The organism is Streptomyces sp. NPDC048751 (assembly GCF_043198595.1).
GTDB lineage: Bacteria > Actinomycetota > Actinomycetes > Streptomycetales > Streptomycetaceae > Streptomyces.
This window is the reverse complement of sequence record NZ_JBICUX010000009.1, coordinates 433,634-455,006: the sequence shown is the minus strand read 5'-3', so window position 1 is coordinate 455,006 and position 21,373 is coordinate 433,634. Positions and strand designations below refer to the sequence as shown.

The 21,373-nt window shown below is 72.2% G+C and carries 19 protein-coding genes; 7 read left to right on the top strand and 12 right to left on the bottom strand.

What is annotated here, in order from left to right; translation table 11 throughout:
- Positions 1-84: 84 nt before the first annotated feature.
- The 4 genes from nirD to ACGFNV_RS29355 form a co-directional block, all read right to left on the bottom strand.
- The gene (gene nirD / locus ACGFNV_RS29370; RefSeq protein WP_393626332.1) at positions 85-435 is read right to left on the bottom strand and encodes a nitrite reductase small subunit NirD; all 351 of its coding nucleotides are present in this window, start codon (positions 433-435) and stop codon (positions 85-87) included.
- Positions 432-3,038: a nitrite reductase large subunit NirB gene (gene nirB / locus ACGFNV_RS29365; protein WP_393626330.1), complete on the bottom strand. Its 2,607-nt coding sequence runs from the start codon at positions 3,036-3,038 to the stop codon at positions 432-434. The genes nirD and nirB overlap by 4 nt, the downstream gene beginning before the upstream one ends.
- A complete protein-coding gene (locus ACGFNV_RS29360) occupies positions 3,038-4,252 on the bottom strand; it encodes an NAD(P)/FAD-dependent oxidoreductase (protein WP_393626329.1) in 1,215 nt (404 codons plus the stop codon). Before ACGFNV_RS29360 ends, nirB begins: the two co-directional genes overlap by 1 nt.
- A 140-nt stretch (positions 4,253-4,392) precedes the next feature.
- Complete coding sequence (locus tag ACGFNV_RS29355) at positions 4,393-5,286, bottom strand: NAD(P)-dependent oxidoreductase (RefSeq protein ID WP_393626328.1); 894 nt, start codon at positions 5,284-5,286, stop codon at positions 4,393-4,395.
- 97 nt (positions 5,287-5,383) lie between these two features.
- Here ACGFNV_RS29355 and ACGFNV_RS29350 point away from each other — a divergent pair, with 97 nt between their 5' ends.
- The gene (locus ACGFNV_RS29350; RefSeq protein WP_393626326.1) at positions 5,384-5,773 is read left to right on the top strand and encodes a winged helix-turn-helix transcriptional regulator; all 390 of its coding nucleotides are present in this window, start codon (positions 5,384-5,386) and stop codon (positions 5,771-5,773) included.
- Here ACGFNV_RS29350 and ACGFNV_RS29345 read toward each other — a convergent pair.
- Entirely contained in the window at positions 5,711-6,328 is a 618-nt protein-coding gene (locus ACGFNV_RS29345; RefSeq protein WP_393626324.1) for a class F sortase, read from the bottom strand. The genes ACGFNV_RS29350 and ACGFNV_RS29345 overlap by 63 nt on opposite strands.
- Before the next feature lie 119 nt (positions 6,329-6,447).
- Entirely contained in the window at positions 6,448-6,969 is a 522-nt protein-coding gene (locus ACGFNV_RS29340) for a hypothetical protein (protein ID WP_393626322.1), read from the bottom strand.
- A 254-nt stretch (positions 6,970-7,223) separates the two neighbouring features.
- Here ACGFNV_RS29340 and ACGFNV_RS29335 point away from each other — a divergent pair, with 254 nt between their 5' ends.
- The gene (locus tag ACGFNV_RS29335) at positions 7,224-7,814 is read left to right on the top strand and encodes an NADPH-dependent FMN reductase (RefSeq protein ID WP_393626321.1); all 591 of its coding nucleotides are present in this window, start codon (positions 7,224-7,226) and stop codon (positions 7,812-7,814) included.
- A gap of 96 nt (positions 7,815-7,910) precedes the next feature.
- On the opposite strand, the gene ACGFNV_RS29330 is transcribed toward ACGFNV_RS29335, so the two are convergent.
- Positions 7,911-8,645, bottom strand: a complete 735-nt coding sequence (locus tag ACGFNV_RS29330; RefSeq protein ID WP_393626319.1) for a TetR/AcrR family transcriptional regulator C-terminal domain-containing protein — start codon at positions 8,643-8,645, stop codon at positions 7,911-7,913.
- Between the two features lie 101 nt (positions 8,646-8,746).
- Positions 8,747-10,399, bottom strand: a complete 1,653-nt coding sequence (locus ACGFNV_RS29325) for a M4 family metallopeptidase (protein ID WP_393626317.1) — start codon at positions 10,397-10,399, stop codon at positions 8,747-8,749.
- A gap of 153 nt (positions 10,400-10,552) precedes the next feature.
- On the opposite strand from ACGFNV_RS29325, the gene ACGFNV_RS29320 reads away from it, so the two are divergent.
- A complete protein-coding gene (locus ACGFNV_RS29320; protein ID WP_393626315.1) occupies positions 10,553-10,963 on the top strand; it encodes a gamma-glutamylcyclotransferase family protein in 411 nt (136 codons plus the stop codon).
- A 9-nt stretch (positions 10,964-10,972) separates the two neighbouring features.
- Here the strand turns inward: ACGFNV_RS29320 and ACGFNV_RS29315 are convergent, their stop codons facing one another.
- Positions 10,973-13,099, bottom strand: a complete 2,127-nt coding sequence (locus tag ACGFNV_RS29315; RefSeq protein WP_393626314.1) for a molybdopterin oxidoreductase family protein — start codon at positions 13,097-13,099, stop codon at positions 10,973-10,975.
- 122 nt (positions 13,100-13,221) lie between these two features.
- The gene (locus tag ACGFNV_RS29310) at positions 13,222-13,908 is read right to left on the bottom strand and encodes a vancomycin high temperature exclusion protein (RefSeq protein WP_393626312.1); all 687 of its coding nucleotides are present in this window, start codon (positions 13,906-13,908) and stop codon (positions 13,222-13,224) included.
- Between the two features lie 210 nt (positions 13,909-14,118).
- Here ACGFNV_RS29310 and ACGFNV_RS29305 point away from each other — a divergent pair, with 210 nt between their 5' ends.
- The 4 genes from ACGFNV_RS29305 (at position 14,119) to dnaG (ending at position 19,763) form a co-directional block, all read left to right on the top strand.
- The gene (locus ACGFNV_RS29305) at positions 14,119-14,961 is read left to right on the top strand and encodes a sirohydrochlorin chelatase (RefSeq protein WP_393626311.1); all 843 of its coding nucleotides are present in this window, start codon (positions 14,119-14,121) and stop codon (positions 14,959-14,961) included.
- Between the two features lie 133 nt (positions 14,962-15,094).
- A complete protein-coding gene (locus ACGFNV_RS29300; protein ID WP_393626309.1) occupies positions 15,095-16,369 on the top strand; it encodes a deoxyguanosinetriphosphate triphosphohydrolase in 1,275 nt (424 codons plus the stop codon).
- Between the two features lie 168 nt (positions 16,370-16,537).
- Positions 16,538-17,803 (top strand): NAD(P)/FAD-dependent oxidoreductase, encoded by a 1,266-nt coding sequence (locus ACGFNV_RS29295; protein WP_393626307.1) that lies wholly within the window; start codon positions 16,538-16,540, stop codon positions 17,801-17,803.
- A 58-nt stretch (positions 17,804-17,861) separates the two neighbouring features.
- Complete coding sequence (gene dnaG, locus ACGFNV_RS29290) at positions 17,862-19,763, top strand: DNA primase (RefSeq protein ID WP_393626305.1); 1,902 nt, start codon at positions 17,862-17,864, stop codon at positions 19,761-19,763.
- Here dnaG and ACGFNV_RS29285 read toward each other — a convergent pair.
- Both ACGFNV_RS29285 and ACGFNV_RS29280 read right to left on the bottom strand, forming a co-directional pair.
- Complete coding sequence (locus tag ACGFNV_RS29285; protein ID WP_393626303.1) at positions 19,734-20,750, bottom strand: nucleotidyl transferase AbiEii/AbiGii toxin family protein; 1,017 nt, start codon at positions 20,748-20,750, stop codon at positions 19,734-19,736. The genes dnaG and ACGFNV_RS29285 overlap by 30 nt on opposite strands.
- Positions 20,747-21,370: a hypothetical protein gene (locus ACGFNV_RS29280; protein WP_393626301.1), complete on the bottom strand. Its 624-nt coding sequence runs from the start codon at positions 21,368-21,370 to the stop codon at positions 20,747-20,749. Before ACGFNV_RS29280 ends, ACGFNV_RS29285 begins: the two co-directional genes overlap by 4 nt.
- Positions 21,371-21,373 lie beyond the last annotated feature (3 nt).

Below are 21,373 nucleotides of genomic sequence, written 5' to 3'. Positions count from 1 at the left end.
GGAGACCGGCGCCCGAAGCTCCGCGGCTCTGGAGCTTCGGGCGCCGGTCTCCGGCTGTCTGATGTCCGCGGACGAGGGCCCGTCTCAGCGGGCGCGCACCTCGTACGCCGTCACCTTGACCGTCTCGTCGTCCAGGCACTGCCCGCTCAGCAGGTCGAAGCGTTGCTTGAGCAGGGGCGAGGCGACGAAGGGACGGCCCTCGTGGGTGCCGGTCAGGCCGCGGGAGAGGACGGCCGCGCCGACGAACGGGTCGCGGTTGTCGATGCCGTACAGCTCACCGGCCCGGTCGCGGAACAGGGCGACCTGGCGGCCGTCGGGCAGCAGCGCGGCCACACCCCGGCCGGGCATCAACTGGCTGAGGTCGCAGACCGTGAACCAGTCGTCGTCGAGGCGGAGTTGGACCTTGAGGTCGGTGGTCTCGGGTGCCAGGGTCATCGCTGGGCGCTCCCTTCCAGGACGTCGTGCGTGGGTCGCATGCCGATGCTGAGCAGCGGCAGGTCGGGCTTGATCTGGTCGCGCTCGGGGACGAAGCCGACGACCGGGTCGGGCGTGTCGGGCGCGTTGACGAAGGAGACGAACCGGGCCAGCTTCTCCGGGTCGTTGATGGTCTCGGCCCACTCGTCGCGGTAGTGCGCCACGTGGGCCGTCATCAGCGACTCCAGCTCCTCGCAGATGCCGAGGGAGTCCTCCACGACCACGTCCCGTACGTGGTCCAGGCCGCCGGGGATGCGCTCCAGCCAGGTGGAGGTGCGCTCCAGACGGTCGGCGGTGCGGATGTAGAACATCAGGAACCGGTCGATCAGCTTGATCAGTTCGGCGTCGGTGAGGTCCTGCGCGAGCAGGTCCGCGTGGCGCGGGGTCGCGCCGCCGTTGCCGCCGACGTACAGGTTCCAGCCGTTGGAGGTGGCGATCACGCCGAAGTCCTTCGACTGGGCCTCGGCGCACTCGCGGGCGCAGCCGGAGACGGCGGACTTGAGCTTGTGCGGGGAGCGCAGGCCCCGGTAGCGCAGCTCCAGGTCGATCGCCATGCGCACGGAGTCCTGGACGCCGTAGCGGCACCAGGTCTGGCCCACGCAGGACTTCACGGTGCGCAGCGACTTGCCGTAGGCGTGGCCCGACTCGAAGCCGGCGTCCACCAGGCGGGTCCAGATCAGCGGGAGCTGCTCGACCCGCGCGCCGAACATGTCGATGCGCTGGCCGCCGGTGATCTTCGTGTAGAGGCCGAAGTCCCGGGCGATCTCGCCGATCACGATCAGCCCCTCGGGGGTGATCTCACCGCCGGCGATGCGCGGCACGACCGAGTACGAGCCGTTCTTCTGGAGGTTGGCGAGGAAGTGGTCGTTGGTCTCCTGGAGCGCGGCCTGCTCGCCGTCCAGGACGTAGCCGCTCGCGCCGATCGTCGGGGCGAGGGAGGCGATGATCGAGGCGACCGCGGGCTTGCAGACGTCGCAGCCGTCGCCGCCCCGGGCGTCCTCGCGGCCGTAGCGGTCGAGGAGGTCCTGGTAGGTGTTGATGCGCAGGGCGAGGACGATCTCGTACAGCTCCTCGCGGGTCTGCGAGAAGCACGCGCACAGGCCCTTGTCGACCTCGACGCCGGACGCCTCCAGCTCGGCGGTGACGAGCTGGCCCAGCACCTTGACGCAGGAGCCGCAGCCGGTGCCGGCCTTGGTGCACTTCTTGACCTCGGGCACCGTGGTGCACTGGTGGTCGGTGACCGCGCCGCGGATCGCGCCCTTGGTGACGTTGTGGCAGGAGCAGATGACCGCCTCGTCCGGCAGCGCGGACGGGCCGAGCTGGACGCTCTCACCGGCGCCGGCGGGCAGCACCAGCGACTCGGGGGAGACCGGCGGGACCGAGCCGGTGAACGCCTTCAGCGTGCCGTACGCGTCCGCGTCGCCGACCAGGATGCCGCCGAGCAGAGTGCCGTCGCGGCCGATGACCAGCTTCTTGTAGAGGCCCGCGCGGGAGTCGGAGTAGACGACGTCGAGGCAGTCCTCGGTGGTGCCGTGGGCGTCGCCGAAGGACGCCACGTCCACGCCGAGCAGCTTCAGCTTGGTGGACAGGTCGGCGCCCAGGAAGGCCGCCTCGTCGGAGGCGATGGTCGCCGCCGCCGTCTCGGCCTGCTCGTAACCGGGCGCGACCAGGCCGTACACCCGGCCGTCGGCGGCCAGCGCGCACTCGCCGATCGCGAACACGTGCGGGTCGGAGACCGTACGGCACTGCTCGTCGACCGTGATGCCGCCGCGCTCGCCGACCGTCAGACCGCAGTCGCGGGCGAGCTGGTCGCGGGGGCGGACACCGGCGGAGAACACCACCAGGTCGGTGGCGAGTTCTGAACCGTCGGAGAGCTTCATGCCGGTGACGGCACCCTCGGAGTCGACCACGATCTCCTGCGTGCCCACACCGGTGTGGACGCTCAGACCCATCTCCTCGATGGTGCGCAGCAGCGCCGCGCCGCCGCCCTCGTCGACCTGCACCGGCATCAGGCGCGGCGCGAACTCCACGATGTGGGAGGTGAGTCCGAGACCCTTCAGCGCGCCCGCGGCCTCCAGGCCGAGCAGACCGCCGCCGACCACGGCACCGGTCGTGCGGGTCTTCGCGTACTCCTCGATGGCGAGGAGGTCCTCGATCGTGCGGTAGACGAAACAGCCCTTGGCGTCCTTGTTGGGCACCGGCGGCACGAACGGGTAGGAGCCGGTGGCGAGGACGAGGGTCTCGTACTCGAAGACCTGGCCGGACCTGGCGGTGACCTGCTTCGCCTCGCGGTCGATCGTCTCGGCGGGGTCGCCGACGTACAGCTCGATGCCGTGCGTCTCGATGAACTCCATGTCCGTCATGGACAGTTCCTCGGGCGTCTTGCCCGAGAAGTACGAGGTCAGCGCCACGCGGTCGTACGCCGGACGCGGCTCCTCGCACAGCACGACCACGCGGTGCGTGGCGGTCAGGCCGCGCTCGGCCAGCGCTTCGAGGAAGCGCTGGCCGACCATGCCGTGGCCGACGAGCACGATCGTGGGGTTCGTACCGGGGGTGGCCGTCATCAGGAGCCTCCGTCGTTGGTGAGCAGGTGGAGCAGGGGGCCGCCGTCGGACGGGAGCGGCTCTGCTCCCTCCCAGGCGCGCGCGAGCGCGCCGACGGTGCCGAGTTCGCCGACGAGGACCCCGCCGACCAGGCGGTCGTCGCGGACGACGACCTTGCGGTAGGTGCCCCGGGTGGCGTCGGTGAGCTGCACGACGTCGTCGCCGGGGAGGGCCTCGGTCTCGCCGAACGCGGCAAGGTCGAAGAAGTCCTGACCGGCGAGGGTGAGCCGGGTCAGGGAACGGGTACCGGTGTAACGGGCGTCGGTGTCGCCCGCCAGCAACTCCGCGAGGACGTCGGCCTGTTCGAGCGCCGGTGCGGCGAGGCCGTAGAGGGTGCCCTCGTGCTGGGCGCAGTCGCCGATGGCCCGGATGTGGGGGTCGGAGGTGCGCAGTTCGTCGTCGACGAGGACGCCCTTGTGGACGGCGAGTCCGGCGTCCTTGGCGATGCCTGCGCGCGGGTGGACCCCGCAGGCCAGGACGACGAGGTCGGCGTCGAGGGCGTAACCGTCGGCCATCTCCACCGAGCGGACCGCGCCGCCGACGCAGCGCACGTCACGCACCCGGCACTCGGTGTGCACCTCGACGCCCAGGTCCTTCAGGTGGCGCCGGACCAGCTTGGAGGCCGCCGGGTCGAGCTGGCGCTCCATCAGGCGCTCGGCCTGCTGGGCGAGGACGACCTGCGCGCCGCGCTGGGCCAGCGCGCGGGCGGCCGAGACCCCGAGCAGCCCGCCGCCGATGACGACCGCCCGCACGCCCGGACGCACCGCCTTCGACAGGCCCAGGCAGTCGTCCATCGTGCGGAACGCGTGGACGCCCTCGGGCAGGACGTGGTCGGGTGTGAACAGGCCGCGCAGCGGCGGGAGCACCGGGTTGGACCCGGTGGCCAGGACCAGCGTGTCGTATGCGATCTCCGAGCCGTCCGCGCAGGCCACGGTGCGCGCCTCGCGGTCGATGCCGGTGACCCGGGCGCGGGTCAGTGCGGCGGGCGCCGGGAGGGCGATGACGTCCGGGCTGTAGCGTCCGGCCAGCACGTCGGCGAGCAGGACCCGGTTGTACGGCCGGTGCTCCTCCTCGCCGACGAGCAGCGCGGGCGTGCCGAGCTCACCGAGCCGCCGGGCGAGACGTACGCCCGCGAGGCCGGCTCCGATCACCACCACACGCGTATTCGAGGTCATGTCCTTGAGCGTGCGGTGCTGAGGTTTCCCGACCGCATCACGGTTGTTTCCCGCGAGGAACGCTGCCCTCAGCGGGGCCGGTGCGGGGATGTGAGGGTTCCCGGGAGGCGTGGGGGGCGGGCTGTGAGATCGCCTGCGGCTCAGTCCTTTCCGGGCGCGAGCAGTTCCACCAGGCCCGTCGTGTCCTCGTCGCCGTGCCCGTCGGCGAGGCGGCGCTCCATCAGGGTCATGAACGGCGTCAGCAGATCCGGGTCGACGCCCTGCTCCTCGGCCGTGCGCAGCAGGGTCGCCTTGCCGGCGACCTGCATGGCCAGGTTGGACACGACGCCCGTGCGGTAGTCACCGCTCTGCAGCCGGTCGGCGGTCCCGTACGCCGACTGGGCCATCGCCGTGAGCCAGGACACGAGCAGCGGCGCGAACTCCTTCGGCTCGATGTCCTCCCCGCGGATCAGCGCGAAGGCGTGCGTGACACCCGCGAACATGCCGTACATCCCGCTCAGCAGCGCCACGTCGCACAGCGCGGCGAACCCCGGGTCCGCCCCGACGTAGGTGGTCCCGGCCGGGACGGCGAGAGTCTCCCGGTGCTCCTCGAAGAGCTCGGCGGACCCGCTGTAGAAGACGTACGCCCCGCTCCGAGGGGCCCCGATCATCGGCGGTACGGCCATGATGCCGCCGTCCAGGAAACGCGCCCCGCGCGCCTCGGCCCACGCCGCGCGCGAGCGGCCGTCGGCCGGCGTCCCGGTGGTCAGGTTCACCAGGTCCCGGCCGGTCAGATCGACCCCGTCGAGCGTCTCGCCCACCGAATCGTCGTCGAGCAGACAGGTGACCACCAGACGGCTCGCGGCCACCGCCTCGGCGGCACTGGCGGCCACTGTCGCGCCCTCGGCGGCCAGGGCCTCGGCGCGGGACGGCGTGCGGTTCCAGACGGTGAGCGGATGTCCGGCGGCGAGCCAGGTACGGGCGAGCGCGGTGCCCATGGCGCCGGTGCCGAGAAGGGTCAGAGGAGCAAGAGGGGTAACCGTGTTGTCAGACATGCCGTTTAGGCTCGTCGCAGGGGAACGGCCGGCTCAAGTACGTACTTACGAGTGGGTGGTTACCGCAGGGAAAGGGTCCAGGCGGGAGGGGGCGGACATGGTGGTGGGACGACGGCCGGGAGCGTACGTCTGCGGGATCGACGCGGCGATGGACGTGATCGGCGGCAAGTGGAAGGTGCTCATCCTCTGGGAGCTCTCGGTGCGCCCGTGCCGCTTCGGCGAGCTGCGCCGCGGGCTGCGGGGGGTGACCGAGAAGGTGCTGGCGGCGCAGTTGCGGGAGCTGGAGGCGGACGGCATCGTCCACCGGGAGGCGTACGACGAGGTGCCACCGCGCGTGGAGTACTCGCTGACGCCCCGAGGGGCGGCCCTCAACGAGGCACTGGCGCCGCTGGGCGCGTGGGGCAGGGAGAACGTGCTGAACGGCTCACCGGCTGCCCGTGAGGTGCGCGAAGACGACCACGTTCCCCTGATATCCGGTGCTCCGTGAGTAACCCCCACCGCAGGTGATCACCCGCAGCTCCGGCCGCCGGGCCGCCCCGTACACCTTCGCGTCGGGGAAGGCCCGCGCGTCGTACACCTCGACCGCGTCCACGGAGAACACCGCGACCCCGCCGTCGCGCCGGTCCACCTCGATGACGGCGCCCTTCTTCAGGGCACCCAGGTCGTAGAAGACGGCGGGCCCCTCGGCGTTGTCGACGTGCCCGGCGACGATCGCGGTGCCGGTCTCGCCGGGGGTGGTGCCGGACTCGTACCAGCCGGCCAGGTTCTTCCGCTCCGCCGGCGGGACGTCCAGGGCGCCGCCCGCCGTCAGGCGCAGGCCCATCAGGGGAGCGTCCACGCCGATGGAGCGGATGCGGATGCGGTCGGGCGGGGAGGGCGGCAGCGCCGGGGCCGAGCGCGGGTCGGCGTGCCCGGAGCGGGCCTCGGCCGCCGTGGGCTGCGGCGGGGCGTGCGTCTCGGAACCGTTGCGCAGCAGCCAGGCACCCGAGCAGAGGGCGACCGCGGTGACGATCGCCATGGCGGTGTTGCCGAGCCCGCGCATCGAAAAGCACCCTCCTCCTGCGTGGCGGAACCCCGTACCCCCCTCCGGGCCGCGAGGGGCGTCGGACCCGGAGGGGGAGGGGCTTGCGGTACCGGCGGACGGACAGCGGAGGGTGTCCGTCAGATCCCGTCGCCTCTCGCCCGGCGATGCAGGAGCCAGGTACCGCCCGCGGCGGCGACGGCCAGAGCCGCCACACCGGCCGCGGTCTGTACGGGGTCGGTGCCCAGGGCACCACCGACCCCCGTCTTCACACTTCCTCGCGGATGCACCGGGGCGCGCTCCGAGGACAGCGTCACCACCAGGTCACCGGTGACGCCCTCCTCGCTCTCGGCGCAGGTCACGTCGATCTCGTACGTCCCCTGCTGCGCGCTCGGCGGCACCCGGAACCGCCCGATCGCCTCACCCTCGTGCGTGGTCGGCGCGAGCGTGAAGTGTCCCGCGCCCACCGCGCTGGCGTCACCGGTCGCCGTACCGCCGTCGCCGCAGGCGGCCGTGTTCACCGTGACGTCGCCGCCCGGCACCACCGTGTAGGGGAACACCTCCAGGCCACCGGTGTCACCGCCGTACGCGGGCGCGGCGATCGCGCCGGCCGTGGCGACGGCGAGCGCGGTACCGGTCAGCAGCCGGACGGTACGTCGCATGGGTGCTCCCTCGAGCTCTCGGTTGCCCTGCCCTTCCGAGGTAAGGGGCACCGGGGCGAGCCCGCTTCCTGAGGAGGCGTCAGGAATACGGTGAACGGGTGTCAGGGCGGCTGGGGCCCGCCGCCGTTTCAGCAGGTCACCGCCGTGCGTCGGACGGGCTGCGGAAATGGGACCGGGGGCGTGTGAATGGGTGACCGGCCTTCCCTGGGCCACGGCTTGACCTCAACAACGGTTGAGGTACCAGGCTGTGGCGCATGAACACAGACACCGCTCCCGCGCCCCTGAACGTCACCCTCGTCGTCGGCAGCAACCGCCACGGCCGCTTCGGCCCGGTGGTCGCGAACTGGCTCCTCGACCGCGTCCGCAGGCGTGACGACATCGTCGTCCAGGTGGTGGACGTCGCCGAGATCGACCTGCCGACCACCTTCGCCCGCTCCGCCGAGGCGACCGAGGCCCTGCGGACCGTCACGCCGAAGCTCGCGGAGGCGGACGCGTTCATCGTGCTGACCCCCGAGTACAACCACTCCTACCCGGCCGGCCTGAAGAACCTCGTCGACTGGCACTTCGCCGAATGGCAGGCCAAGCCCGTCGGGCTCGTCTCCTACGGCGGTATGGCCGGCGGCCTGCGCGCGGCCGAACACCTGCGGCAGGTCTTCGCCGAACTGCACGCCGTCACGGTCCGCGACACCGTCTCCTTCCACAACGCGGGCGCGTCCTTCGACGACGAGGGCCGCCTGCGCGACCCCTCCGGCCCGGACGCGGCCGCGAAGACCATGCTGGACCAACTCGTGTGGTGGGGGCTGGCCTTGAGGGAGGCGAAGGACCGGCGGCCGTACGCGGCCTGACATCGCCGCCGTACCCGTCCTGAAATCGCCGTGGTGTGCACGGCGGCACCGTGCGCCCCGCGCCTGCCCCGACCCCCGCCGGGCCTCCCGCTCCCCTCAGCGCGACAGCCGCAGGGACAGCCCGTCCAGGACGATCTCCAGGGCGCCCGCGAACTTGTCGTCGCGCAGGGCGACCGGGTCGGCGCTCGCGGCGGCGGCATCGGTGTAGGCGCCCGAGAGGTGGTCGTGGGCGGCTGCCGCTTCCTGGGCGGCGGGCAGCAGGCGTGCGATGAAGTCCGCCTCGCTCTCGCCGGACCGGGCGACCGTGGTGAGCCAGGCCGCCTCCGTGGTGCTCATGCCGATGACGTACGACAGCACGGCGTCGATCGCCCGGCTCGGCTCCGGGAAGCCCGCCGCCGTGAACAGGGCGGCCAGCCGCTCGGAGAACGACATCAGGTTGGGGCCGAGATAGGCGAGGCCCGCCTGTCCGAGCACCGAGGACAGCCAAGGGTGCCGCAGCGCCGTCGCGCGGAAGGAGTGCGCGGCCTCGCCGACGGCGGCACGCCAGTCGGGGCTGTCCGCGTCCGGGACGTGGATCTCGGCGGCGACCTCGTCCACGGCGAGCTCCATCAGCTCGTCCTTGGTCGCGACATGCCGGTAGAGCGAGGTGGCGCCCGCGTTCAGGCGGGCGCCCAGCTTGCGCATGCTCAGCGCCTCGATACCCTCGGCGTCCAGCATCACGATCGCCTCCCGGACGATCGCGTCGCGGCTGAGGGCCGGCTGGTCCGCCTCGCGCCGGGTGCGGGCCCACACGGACGGAATGGGGTTCTGCTTCGTCTTCGCGGCGGCCATGACGCTCGCCCCTCCTCTGGTCGTGAACGCGGTCGCGTACATCGTTCGCATTCAGCGTACAGTGTTCGCAGTGAAGGGGCGAGCGGCGGAGCCGCTCGGGCTCAGTTCACGTTCACCGCGCTCCAGGCCGCCGCGACCGCCTTGTACTCGGTGCTGCCGGCGCCGTACAGGTCCTTCGCCGCGCTGAGGGTCGCCGTGCGGGCGCCCGCGTAGTTCGTCGAGGACGTCATGTAGACCGTCAGCGCCCGGTACCAGATCTTGCCGAGCTTGTCCCGGCCGATGCCCGTGACCGTGGAGCCGTCGTAGGTCGGGGAGTTGTAGGTGACGCCGTTGATGGTCTTCGTGCCGCTGCCCTCGGCGAGGAGGTACGCGAAGTGGTTGGCGACGCCGGAGGAGTAGTGGACGTCGAGGTCGCCGACCTTGCTGCTCCAGTAGTCCGCCGACTTGCCGTCCTTGGAGGGCTTGTCCATGGAGCGCAGGGCGTCCCGGCCGAAGCCGGAGCGGACGACCTTCTCGCCGATCAGGTAGTCACCCTTGTCCGACGCGTTGTTCGCGTAGAACTCCACCAGCGTGCCGAAGATGTCGGACGTCGCCTCGTTCAGCCCGCCCGACTCGCCCGAGTACGTCAAGGCCGCCGTCTTCGAGGTGACGCCGTGCGACATCTCGTGGCCGGCCACGTCCAGCGACACCAGCGGCCCGAGCTGGGTGCCGTCACCGTCGCCGTACGTCATGCAGAAGCAAGTGTCGTCCCAGAAGGCGTTGTTGTACTTGTTGCCGTAGTGCACCCGGTTGAACGAGCCCTTGCCGTCACCGGCGATGCCGTTCCGCCCGTGGACGTTCTTGTAGTAGTCCCACGTCGTGTCCGTGCCGTACTGCGCGTCCACGGCCACGGTCGAGCGGTCCGACGCCGAGCCCGTGCCCCAGTGGTTGTCCGTGTCCGTGAACACCGTCGAGGGCGCCCGGCTGACGCAGACGTTGCCCAGGAAGCACAGGTCCGTCTTGTTCGCCGCGTCCCCGGTGTAGGTGCCGCCGCGCGTCGGATCCGTGAGTTGGTACGTCGCTCCTGACAGGGTCGTCCGCACCGGAACCGTGCCGCCGTACAGCGACTTCCCGTCGCCGGTCGCGGTCTCGATGTCGTCCCAGGCGTCGATCTGCGCTCCGGTGCGGGCGTCCGTCAGCACGGTCCGCGAGACCGGGTTGCCGAGCGTGTCCTGGGCGGCGGCGTTGGTGCGCCAGGCGAGTCTCGGGCTGCCGTGCAGGGCGTCGACGACCAGCTCCGGCTTGGCGGTCAGCTTCTTCAGGGTCTCCCCGAGGTTCGCGGCCCGCAGCGCGTTCGCCGCGAGGTCGGCTTCCTTCGGGGCGGAGAGTGCGGGGGTGATGCTCGCGAGGGAGATGGGGGTGCGCGTGGCCCGGTCCGTACCGCGATACGTGCCGCCCTTGGTCAGATGGACCACGAAGTCGCCGCCCAGCACGGGCAGTTGACGGTAGGTGCGGTCGTAGCGCACATGCTGGGTGCCGTCCGCGTCCACGACCACGTCCCGGACGGACGTGCCCTGTGCGGAGGTCAGACCCAGGCTCTTGGCGAAGTCCGTCAGGACGGACGCGGCGTTCTCGATCGCGGTGGCCCGGGTCGGCTGCTCGGCCGCCTCGGCGGTGGGGGAGAGGGCGGCGGTCAGTAGGGTGGCGGTGGTGGCGGCCACACCTGCGGTGGCGAGACGACGGGAACCTCGGACGTGCGGCCGTATCCGGCTCATCGGTCTCCTCGGGACAGCGCCAAGGGGCGCGTGGGGGAAGGCGCCAAGGGGTGCGTGGGGGCGGCGCTGATCTTGACCAAGATCTAAGGCGCCCCGGACGTGTCATGTCCATAGCGCGTTCGAGGAGGTGTGTGAGGGGAGAGAATCGTTTCTGTGACGCTCCCGTTCTTCGTCTACGGCACCCTCCGCCCCGGCGAGGTCAACCACGACTTCTTCCTGCGCGGCCGCACCCTGTCCGAGCGACCGGCCCGGCTCGCCGACGCGGTGCTGTACGACGGCCCGGGGTATCCGTACGTCGTGGAGGAGCCCGGGGGAGTGGTGAGCGGCGATCTCGTCACCGCGCGGCCCGAGGAGTACGGCGAGTTGCTCGTCGCCCTCGACCTGCTGGAGGACTACGCGCCCGGCGACCCGGGCAACCTCTACGAGCGCGTCGCAAGGGAGGTCACGAGCGTCGGCGACGGCAAGACCGTACAGGCGTGGGTGTACGTGGCCGCCCCCGGCGTGGCCGCCCGGCTGCGGGCCCGCGGCAAGCGGATCGAGGGCGGGGACTGGTCGGTCAGGTGAGCCGGAGGCTCACGCCTCCACCGCCTCGACCGCCTCCACCCGCACCGCGCACACCTTGAACTCCGGCATCCGCGAGGTCGGGTCCAGCGCCGGGTTCGTCAGCGTGTTGGCGCGGCCCTCGCCCGGCCAGTGGAAGGGCATGAAGACGGTGTCCGGGCGGATGCCGGCGGTGATCCGGGCCGGTGCCACCGCGCGGCCACGCCGGGACACCACGGCCACCGGGTCGCCCTCGGCCGCCCCGAGCCGCGCCGCCAGCCGGGGGTGCAGCTCCACGAACGGGCCGGGCGCGGCGGCGTTCAACTCGTCGACGCGGCGGGTCTGGGCGCCGGACTGGTACTGGGCGACGACGCGTCCGGTGGTCAGCAGCACCGGGTACTCGTCGTCGGGTTCCTCGGCGGCGGCCCGGTGCGTGACGGGAGCGAACCGCGCGCGGCTGTCCTCGGTGGCGAACCGGTCGAGGAACAGGCGCGGGGTGCCGGGGTGGACGTCCGCGGGGCGTGCCTCCGAGGCGGCCTCCGCGTCCCCGGAGCCGTCCGCCGGGCAGGGCCAGAACACCCCGTTCTCCTCCGCCAGCCTGCGGTAGGTGATCCCGGAGTAGTCCGCGAGCCCGCCCGCGCTGGCGCGACGCAGCTCCTCGAAGACCTCCTCGGGTTCGGTCGGGAAGCCCTTCTCCACGCCCAGGCGGGCGGCCAGTTCGTGCATGACCTCCAGGTCGCTGCGGACCCCCTCCGGCGGGCTGACCGCCCGGCGGCGCAGCAGCACCCGGCCCTCCAGATTGGTCGTCGTGCCGCTCTCCTCCGCCCACTGCGTCACGGGCAGCACGACATCCGCCAGCGCCGCCGTCTCCGACAGCACGACGTCACACACCGCGAGGAAGTCCAACGACCTGACGCGCTCCTCGACATGGGCCGCGCGGGGCGCCGACACCACCGGGTTGGACCCCATCAGCAGCAGCGCCCTGATGTCCGTACCCAGCGCGTCGAGCAGCTCGTACGCGCTGCGCCCCGGCCCCGGCAGGCTGTCGGGGTCCACGCCCCACACCTCGGCCACGTGCCGGCGCGCCGCCGGGTCGGTCAGCTTGCGGTAGCCGGGCAACTGGTCGGCCTTCTGGCCGTGTTCGCGCCCGCCCTGCCCGTTGCCCTGCCCGGTGAGGCAGCCGTACCCGGACCGTGGGCGGCCCACCCGCCCGGTCGCCAGGCACAGGTTGATCCACGCGCTCACCGTGTCGGTGCCCTTGGACTGCTGCTCGGGCCCGCGCGCGGTGAGCACCATCGCCGCCTCCGGCTCGCAGAACAGCCGTACGGCCTCCCGCAGTTGAGGAACGGACACCCCCGTGATCCGCTCCACGTACTCCGGCCAGTGCGCCATCGCGGCCGCCCGGGCGTCCTCCCAGCCGACCGTACGGTCCCGGACGTACTCCTCGTCGACCCGCCCCTCGGCGACGACCAGGTGCAGCAGCCCGAGCGCCAGCGCCAGGTCGGTGCCGGGCCGGGGCGCCAGGTGCAGGTCGGCCTGCTCGGCGGTCTTCGTGCGGCGCGGGTCGATGACGATCAGCGTGCCGCCGTTCTCCCGCAGCTCGTTGAAGAACCGCAGAGAGGGCGGCATGGTCTCCGCCAGGTTCGACCCGACGAGGATCACGCACCCCGTCCGCGGGATGTCCTCCAGCGGGAACGGCAGCCCCCGGTCGAGGCCGAACGCCTTCGTCCCGGCGGCCGCGGCCGACGACATGCAGAAACGGCCGTTGTAGTCGATCTGCGAGGTGCCGAGCACCACCCGCGCGAACTTCCCGAGCGCGTACGCCTTCTCGTTGGTCAGCCCGCCCCCGCCGAACACCCCGCACGCGTCGGGTCCGTGCGCGTCCCGGGCGGCGCCGAGCCCCTCGACGATCCGGTCCAGTGCCTCGTCCCAGGTCGCGGGCACCAGCGTGCCGCCGGAACGCACCAACGGAGAGGTCAGGCGGACGCTCGACGAGAGGACCGCCGGCGCCGTACGCCCCTTCCCGCACAGCGCGCCCCGGTTCACCGGGAAGTCAGCGCGCTCCTGCACCTCGACGCCCCCCTGTGGCGAGGACGACAGGTTCATCCCGCACTGCAGGGCGCAGTACGGGCAGTGGGTGGGCGTCGAGGCGGTCTTCATACCGCTCAGCGTGCTTCGCCCGTGTTACGCGCCGGGACGTGGCCCGTTACGTGAGCGGCACAGCGACCTCCCCACCGCGCCACGACCGACGTGAGGCACCGGCGGCACCACGCGCTGTCGTGTCACCGCCCTGCGGCGAGCGCCCGCGCCACCCCCGGCTCCTTCGGGCCGAGGAAACGGGGATCGGGCCGGAACACCGCGTCCAGCACCGCCTTGCCGGCCGCGAGGACCTCCCGGGCGCCCCCGTAGTACCAGGTCACGTCGTGCTTGGCGTCGACCCCGACGCCGTACGACACGACGCCCGCCTCCTGACACAGCGCCACCGCCCGCCGGATGTGGAAGCCCTGGCTGATCAGCACCGCCCGGTGCACGCCGAAGACCTTCCGGGCCCGCACGCACGAGTCCCACGTGTCGAACCCGGCGTAGTCGCTGACGATCCGCGCGTCCGGGACACCGTGCCGCGTCAGGTAGGCACGCATCGCGTCGGGTTCGTCGTAGTCCTCGCGGCTGTTGTCGCCGGTGACGAGGACGACCTTGATCCGGCCCTCGCGGTACAGCGTGGCCGCCGCGTCCAGCCGGTGCGCGAGGTACGGCGACGGCTCGCCGTCCCACAGTCCCGCACCGAAGACGACGGCGACATCGGTGCGGGGCGCGTCGGCCGTGGTGCGCAGCCGGTCGCCCGTCACGACGTACATCCAGGTCGACGGCAGCAGCGCCAGCACGCACACCGCCATCACGGCCTGCACCAGCCTGCGCTGCCCGGCACGGGTGCGCGGCAGGCGCGGTCTGCCCGGTCTGAACTGGCGCATCGGACGGCCCCTCCCCGTTCGGCTCACGCCCTCAGGGACGTGCCACCGGGCCCTCCGGTTCGTCCCCGCCCCTGTGACCAGCTTCACTCCCCCGAGTGAAAACGCAGGTCACGCCACCTCACACACCCGGGGCACCCGCGGTGAACCCCCGGAAAACACCTGTCATTCCCATGCAACGGGAAGGCAACGTCCTGCCCTCACCATCGGTGCATGACGGACAGTACGGCGCACCTCATGAACCGGATCAGCAGCCAGCTCACCGGCCGGCCCGGCCTCGTCGCCCTTGACGGCGGGCGCCGCCCCGCCCCGCCCGCCCTCGTCGTCGTGGCGCACGGCAGCCGCGACCCGCGCGCCCTGAGCACCGTCCGCACGCTCCTCGACCGGGTCCGCGCGCTGCGCCCCGGGCTGCCCGTGCACCTCGGCCACATCGAGCTGAACGAGCCCCTGCTGACCGACACCCTCGCCGACCTCGACGCCCACGGCACGACGGACGCCGTCCTGGTCCCCCTCCTCCTCGCCCGCGGCTACCACGTCAAGCGCGACATCCCCGAGATGGCCGCCGCCGCCCGCGTCCGCACCCGCGTGGCCGCTCCCCTCGGTCCCCACCCCCTCCTCGTGGACACCCTGTACGCCCGCCTCGTCGAGGCCGGCTGGAACCCCCGGATGACCGACGCCGAACGCCGCTCCAGCGCCGTCGTCCTCGCGGCAGCGGGCTCCCGTGACCCCGACTCGGCGACGGACACCGCCCGCACGGCCCAGCTCCTGTCCGAACGGCTCGGGGTGCCCGTGGTCCCCGCCTACGCCTCGACAGCCAAGCCCACGGTCCCGACAGCGATCCGCGCCCTGACAGCGAGGGGCCGCACCCGCGTGGCGATCGCTTCCTACTTCACGGCCCCGGGCCGCTTCGCGACGGAGTGCGCGTCCCAGGCCCCGTGGATCGCGTCGGCGCCCCTGGGGACCCACCCGGCGATGGCGCGCTTGCTGCTGCACCGCTACGACCAGAGCTTGGCGGCGCCGGTGAGCATGACTGCTCCGGAACTCGCCTCGGCCTGATGACGCAGGGCGAGGCCGATACCCCAGGGGCGCGGGGAACTGCGCGACAAGCCACGACGAACCCGCACTCGCGAACGACAGAACCAGGCAGACGCACACGCGGATTGTCACCCCCTGCCCTTACTGTCGACACATGGAAGGCACCGCAACCCCCACGGCCTACGACCCGACGTCAGTCGCCCGCTGGGCCCCGGAACCGGACAAGCGCCCCGGCCGCACCGCTTTCCAACGCGACCGCGCCCGCATCCTGCACTCCTCGGCCCTGAGAAGACTCGCGGGAAAGACCCAGGTCGTCACCCCGGGGGAACGCAGCCATGTCTGGGACGCCACCCCCCGCACCCGCCTCACCCACTCCCTCGAATGCGCCCAGGTCGGCCGAGAGCTGGGCGCGGCCCTCGGCTGCGACCCCGACCTGGTCGAAGCGGCCTGCCTCTCCCACGACCTGGGCCACCCCCCGTTCGGCCACAACGGTGAACAGGCCCTCAACGACTTCGCCCACGACTGCGGCGGCTTCGAGGGCAACGCCCAGTCCCTGAGACTCCTCACCCGCATCGAACCCAAACGCTTCACCGCCGAGGGCTCCGTCGGCCTCAACCTCACCCGCGCCGCCCTCGACGCCGCCACCAAGTACCCCTGGCCCCGGGGCGCCCACCCCACCGACCCCGCCTCACCGAAGTTCGGCGTCTACGAGGACGACAGGCCCGTCTTCGACTGGGCCCGCAAGGACGCCCCCGGCACCCGCACCTGCTTCGAGGCCCAGGTCATGGACTGGTCCGACGACGTGGCCTACTCCGTGCACGACGTGGAGGACGGCCTGCACGCGGGCCACATCGACCCCGACCGCCTGCACGCCGAGCCGGAACGCCAGGAGGTCTTCGCCGTCGCGGTCGGCCGCTACGTCCCCGCCGACACCGACCCCGCCGAACTCGCCGAGGCTCTCGACCGCCTCCAGAACCAGGAATGGTGGCCGCACGGCTACGACGGTTCCGCCGCCGCCCAGGCCCGCCTCAAGGACGCCACCAGCCAGCTCATCGGCCGCTTCTGCCTCGCCGCCGAGGGCGCCACCCGGGCGGCGTACGGCGGCGGCCGCCTCACCCGGTACGCCGCCGAACTCGTCGTCCCGCGCGAGACCCGCCTGGAGTGCGCGGTCCTCAAGGCGGTCGCCGACCGGTACGTCATGCAGCGCGCCGAACAGACCAGGCTCCGCGCCGACCAGCGGATCGTCGTGACCGAGCTCGCCGAGCTGCTCACCGCCCGCGCTCCCGACGGCCTGGACCCCCAGTTCCGCGCCCTGTTCGACGCGGCGCCCGACGACCGTGCCCGCAAACGGGTGATCGTCGACCAGATCGCCTCCCTCACCGATTCCTCGGCCCGCTCGCTTCACGCCCGTCTCACGGGGCACCTGTGAGGCTTGTGGGGCACAGGTGAAAAGAAAGGGGTGCGAAGGTGACCCTCCGTGGCCTGATCGGGCCACTCCCTCTTCCCCCCTCACGCTCCGTGCGGGACGCTCGCATGTGGCGGCAAACCGCAGCGTTGTCTGGGAAGACACCCCCAGAACCCCCGTAGGAGGCATCAAGTGGTCGACGCGGATCAGACATTCGTCATCGTCGGAGGAGGCCTGGCCGGCGCCAAGGCGGCCGAAACGCTGCGGGCCGAGGGCTTCACCGGCCGCGTGATACTGATCAGCGACGAACGGGACCACCCCTACGAGCGACCGCCCCTGTCCAAGGGGTATCTGCTCGGCAAGGAGGCCAGGGACAGCGTCTTCGTGCACGAGCCCGCCTGGTACGCGCGCAACGACATCGAACTGCACCTCGGCCAGACGGTCGACGCCATCGACCGTACGGCGAAGACCGTCCGCTTCGGCGACGACGGCACCCTCGTCCACTACGACAAGCTGCTCCTCGCCAACGGCGCCGAGCCGCGCCGGCTGGACATTCCGGGCACGGACCTCGCGGGCGTCCACCATCTGCGCCGGCTCGCGCACGCCGAGCGGCTCAAGGGCGTCCTGGGCTCCCTCGGGCGTGACAACGGCCACATCGTCATCGCGGGGGGCGGCTGGATCGGCCTGGAGGTCGCGGCGGCGGCCCGCGAGTACGGCGCGGAGGTGACCGTCGTCGAACACAACCCGACCCCGCTGTACCGCGTCCTGGGCCCGGAGCTCGGCAACCTCTTCGCCGAGCTGCACCGCGAGCGCGGCGTCCGCTTCCACTTCGGCGCCCGGCTGACGGAGATCGTCGGCCAGGACGGCATGGTCCTCGCGGCCCGCACCGACGACGGCGAGGAGCACCCGGCGCACGACGTCCTGGCGGCGATCGGCGCGGCTCCCCGCATCGGGCTGGCCGAGTCGGCGGGGCTGGAGATCGCCGACCGGGCGGACGGCGGCGGTGTCGCGGTGGACGCCCGGCTGCGCACCTCCGACCCCGACATCTACGCGGCCGGGGACGTCGCGTCCTTCCCGCACGGGCTCTTCGGGACCCGCCTGCGCGTCGAACACTGGGCGAACGCGCTGAACGGCGGCCCGGCCGCGGCCCGCTCGATGCTGGGCCAGGACGTCACCTACGACCGCGTGCCCTACTTCTTCACCGACCAGTACGACCTGGGGATGGAGTACAGCGGCTGGGCGCCGCCGGGGACGTACGACCAGGTCGTGATCCGGGGAGACGCGGGGAAGCGGGAGTTCATCGCGTTCTGGGTCAGCGAGGGAAGGGTCCTGGCCGGCATGAACGTGAACGTGTGGGACGTCACAGAGCCGATTCAGGGGTTGATCCGGTCGGGGGCCGTGGTGGACACCGAGGTACTGGCAGACCCGCACGTCCCGCTCGAAAGTCTCGCCTCCTAGCCGTCGGTCCCCCCTCGCTCGCCTCAGGAGTGTCGGTTCGGCCCCGTAGAATCACTGCGTGGCTGGACGGATCAATGATGAGGACGTGAAGGCGGTTCGGGACGCGGTTCCGATCGACGCCGTCGTGTCCGAGTACCTCCAGTTGCGCAACGCGGGCGGCGGCAACCTCAAGGGGCTGTGCCCCTTCCACGACGAGAAGTCGCCGTCCTTCCAGGTCAGCCCGAGCAAGGGACTCTTCCACTGCTTCGGCTGCCAGGAGGGCGGCGACACCATCACGTTCGTGATGAAGGTCGACCACCTCTCCTTCTCCGAGGCGGTCGAGCGCCTCGCCGCCCAGGCCGGCATCACCCTGCGGTACGAGGAGGGCGGCTACAACCCCGCCCACCAGCGCGGCGAACGCATCCGCCTGGTCGAGGCCCACAAGATCGCCGCCGACTGGTACGCCGAACAGCTCGCCACCAGCCCCGAGGCCGACACCGGCCGGATCTTCCTCGCCGAGCGCGGCTTCGACCAGGGCGCCGCCGTCCACTTCGGCGTCGGCTACAGCCCCCAGGGCTGGGACCACCTCACCCGCTACCTGCGCGGCAAGGGCTTCACCGACAAGGAACTCCTCCTGTCCGGCCTCTCCCAGGAGGGCCGCCGCGGCCCCATCGACCGCTTCCGGGGCCGCCTGATGTGGCCCATCCGCGACATCAGCGGCGAGGTCGTGGGCTTCGGCGCACGGAAGCTGTACGAGGCGGACAACGGCCCCAAGTACCTCAACACCCCCGACACGGCGATCTACAGGAAGTCGCAGGTGCTGTACGGCATCGACCTCGCGAAGAAGGACATCGCGAAGTCCAGCCGCGCCGTCGTCGTCGAGGGCTACACCGACGTCATGGCCTGCCACCTCGCCGGTGTGACCACCGCCATCGCGACCTGCGGCACCGCGTTCGGCAACGACCACATCAAGATCCTCCGCCGGCTCCTCATGGACAACGGCTCCGCCCGCGTCATCTTCACCTTCGACGGCGACGCGGCCGGTCAGAAGGCGGCCCTGCGCGCCTTCGAGGACGACCAGAAGTTCGCCGCCGAGACCTACATCGCCATCGCCCCCGACGGCATGGACCCCTGCGACCTGCGCCTGGTCAAGGGCGACGAGGCGGTAGCGGACCTGGTCGAACCGCGCACACCCCTCTTCGAGTTCGCGCTGCGCCAGATCGTCGTCCGCTACGACCTCGACACCCCGGCCGGCCGGGCCGCCGCCCTCGACGAGGCCGCCCCGATCGTCGCCCGCATCAAGAACAGCGGCGCCCAGCACGAGGTCGCCGTGCAGCTCGCGGGCATGCTGGGCATCCTCGACACCCAGTTCGTGGTCAAACGGGTCGCCCAACTGGCGCGTTGGGCCCGCGACCGGGGCGGCAAGGGCCCCGCGCCGACGTCACGCAACGCCCAGCACTACGACGCCGCCCCGCGCGCTGCGGCCCCCGGCCCGGCCCTGCAGCTGCGCAACCCCGTCTACGCCACCGAACGCGAACTCCTCAAGCTCGCCCTCCAGCGTCCCGAGCTGGTCTCCCCGGCCTTCGACGCGTACGGCGTCGACGAGTTCACCGCCGCCCCCTACGCCGCCGTACGCGTGGCGATCCTGGACGCGGGCGGCGCGGAGTACGGCACGCAGGACCCGCAGGACTACCTCGTCCGGGTCCGCGAGGCAGCCCCCGACGACACCGTCCGCGCGATGGTGACGGAGCTGGCGGTCGAGGCGATCATGCGGAAGACGGTGGACGAGGTGTACGCGGGCGCCCAGCTGGTGACCGTCCGCCGCCGCGCCGTCGAGCGCCGCATCCGCGACATCCAGTCCCAGCTGACCCGGCTGGCCGCCGGCGGCGACCCCGCCCAACTGGCCGCCGTACAGAACGAGCTGTGGGTGCTGCAGCAGTACGACCAGGCCCTACGGGAGCACGGCGCCGCCGCCCTCTGAGCGTCCCTCGAAGCTCGGCGTCACCGCCCGCACCAGCCGCCCCACGAACTCCCGCTCGGCGTCGGCGAACCGCGGGTACTCGGTGACGAAGTGATCCCACTCGACCTCTTGGACCGCCTCCACCACGTCCTCCAGGAGCACCTCCTGCCGGTACGGGTACGGCCACTCGCCCGAGATCCGGAACACCTCGTGCAGCAGCTCGTAGGGGAGCGGGTGCCGCTCCGCCAGGAGCACCGCGTCGTACAGGTCCTTGCCCTGCCCGTGCACGTCGGTGAGGAGCCACATCAGCTTCCACACCAGGGACAGCTCGGGCGTCGCCCCGTGCAGTACCGCGCCGCTCGCCACCTCCACCGGCTCGGGCTCCGCCGGCAGCGGCTCGTTGAAGACGAAGTCGAGCTGGACATGGCCGCCGGGCAGCCCCGGCGCGTCCCACGGCAGGACCATCCGCCGCCCCGGCACCCGGTCGTACGTCCAGATGTCCTCGACCACCGCGCCCGCCGCCGAGATCCCGACCCCCGGCCCGCGCGCGTCGGCCGCCGCCTCCGCCGCCTCGGCGATCCCCGCCAGCATCCGTTCCGTCCGCGGGTCGTCGATGTCCCAGGTGCGCGGTACGACGACGAAGTCCAGGTCACCGGGCTCGCGCGCGGCCTCGCCGAACCACGCCGACATCAGCACACTGCCCCGCAGGACCAGCGACTCCACCCACTCCGACTCCGCGACCGCGGCCAGCACCAGGTCGAGGGCATGGCGCCGGGCCGCCCGCCAGGCGTCGCCGCGGGTCGGGTCGGCGAAGGAGGGGTCGGCCGCCCGGTAGGCGTTCGCGTGGTGTTTCAGAGCCGGGTCGAAGACGGGGCGCTGCACTACGTCGTCGCCCGGCACGGGACGCAGTGTCCGCGGCAGATCCATCCGTGCGCGCGTCGCGTCGTCCAGGGGCTCGGTGGGAATCACCGCGCTCATCCAGCGGTGTCCCCGCCACTCGCCGGTCATGTCCGTACCCCCACCGTCTCCTCGTCGAGCCATCCGTCGTCCACTGACACATCGCTGTCGTGGAGCACGAACTCCCGCTCCACGCCCAGCACATCGAACCCGTCCAGCTCCACGAGCAACCGCTCCAGAGCCAGCCCCGCGCCCTCGGCGTCCACCCCGCGGCAGCGCTGTGTGACGAACCGCTCGTGCCGTCCGCCCTCCCGCACCCGCCGCGCGTTCCACGACAGATGGGCGCCGTGCGGTACGACCCGTGCCGCCAGGGTGGCCAGATCCGCGCCGGCGGCGAGCAACAGCTTCACATGGTGTTCGAAGTACCGTTCGTCCGCGCAGGGCCGGCGCGGGACCTCCGCGGCCCACGGCGCCGACTCGATCTTCACCCGCACCGGCTCGAAGCCGTCCGCCCGCAGCCGCGCCGTCACCTCCGTGGCCTGCGCGAACTCCTCGGCGTACGACGGTGAACCGGGCAGCGTGAGCATCGGCTGGTCCCGCATCCGGCCCCGGGCCAGCACGATGTGCGTCAGCTTGAGCCCGGCCCCGGCCGCCCAACGGCCAAGCCGTTCCGACTCGTCGGGCCCGGCACAGCGGACGGTCACATGGGTTTCGTACAAGGATCCGGACACCCG

Excerpts from the sequence above, each read along its gene's own strand:
- ACGFNV_RS29345 (WP_393626324.1), bottom strand. The coding sequence starts at position 6,328 with ATGCGCGGGCTCGGCAACACCGCCATGGCGATCGTCACCGCGGTCGCC.
- ACGFNV_RS29325 (WP_393626317.1), bottom strand. The coding sequence starts at position 10,399 with ATGAGCCGGATACGGCCGCACGTCCGAGGTTCCCGTCGTCTCGCCACC.
- ACGFNV_RS29285 (WP_393626303.1), bottom strand. The coding sequence starts at position 20,750 with ATGACCGGCGAGTGGCGGGGACACCGCTGGATGAGCGCGGTGATTCCC.
- ACGFNV_RS29300 (WP_393626309.1), top strand. The coding sequence starts at position 15,095 with ATGGAAGGCACCGCAACCCCCACGGCCTACGACCCGACGTCAGTCGCC.
- ACGFNV_RS29330 (WP_393626319.1), bottom strand. The coding sequence starts at position 8,645 with ATGGCCGCCGCGAAGACGAAGCAGAACCCCATTCCGTCCGTGTGGGCC.
- nirB (WP_393626330.1), bottom strand. The coding sequence starts at position 3,038 with ATGACGGCCACCCCCGGTACGAACCCCACGATCGTGCTCGTCGGCCAC.
- ACGFNV_RS29350 (WP_393626326.1), top strand. The coding sequence starts at position 5,384 with ATGGTGGTGGGACGACGGCCGGGAGCGTACGTCTGCGGGATCGACGCG.
- ACGFNV_RS29340 (WP_393626322.1), bottom strand. The coding sequence starts at position 6,969 with ATGCGACGTACCGTCCGGCTGCTGACCGGTACCGCGCTCGCCGTCGCC.
- ACGFNV_RS29310 (WP_393626312.1), bottom strand. The coding sequence starts at position 13,908 with ATGCGCCAGTTCAGACCGGGCAGACCGCGCCTGCCGCGCACCCGTGCC.
- ACGFNV_RS29355 (WP_393626328.1), bottom strand. The coding sequence starts at position 5,286 with ATGTCTGACAACACGGTTACCCCTCTTGCTCCTCTGACCCTTCTCGGC.
- nirD (WP_393626332.1), bottom strand. The coding sequence starts at position 435 with ATGACCCTGGCACCCGAGACCACCGACCTCAAGGTCCAACTCCGCCTC.
- ACGFNV_RS29360 (WP_393626329.1), bottom strand. The coding sequence starts at position 4,252 with ATGACCTCGAATACGCGTGTGGTGGTGATCGGAGCCGGCCTCGCGGGC.
- ACGFNV_RS29315 (WP_393626314.1), bottom strand. The coding sequence starts at position 13,099 with ATGAAGACCGCCTCGACGCCCACCCACTGCCCGTACTGCGCCCTGCAG.
- ACGFNV_RS29305 (WP_393626311.1), top strand. The coding sequence starts at position 14,119 with ATGACGGACAGTACGGCGCACCTCATGAACCGGATCAGCAGCCAGCTC.
- ACGFNV_RS29335 (WP_393626321.1), top strand. The coding sequence starts at position 7,224 with ATGAACACAGACACCGCTCCCGCGCCCCTGAACGTCACCCTCGTCGTC.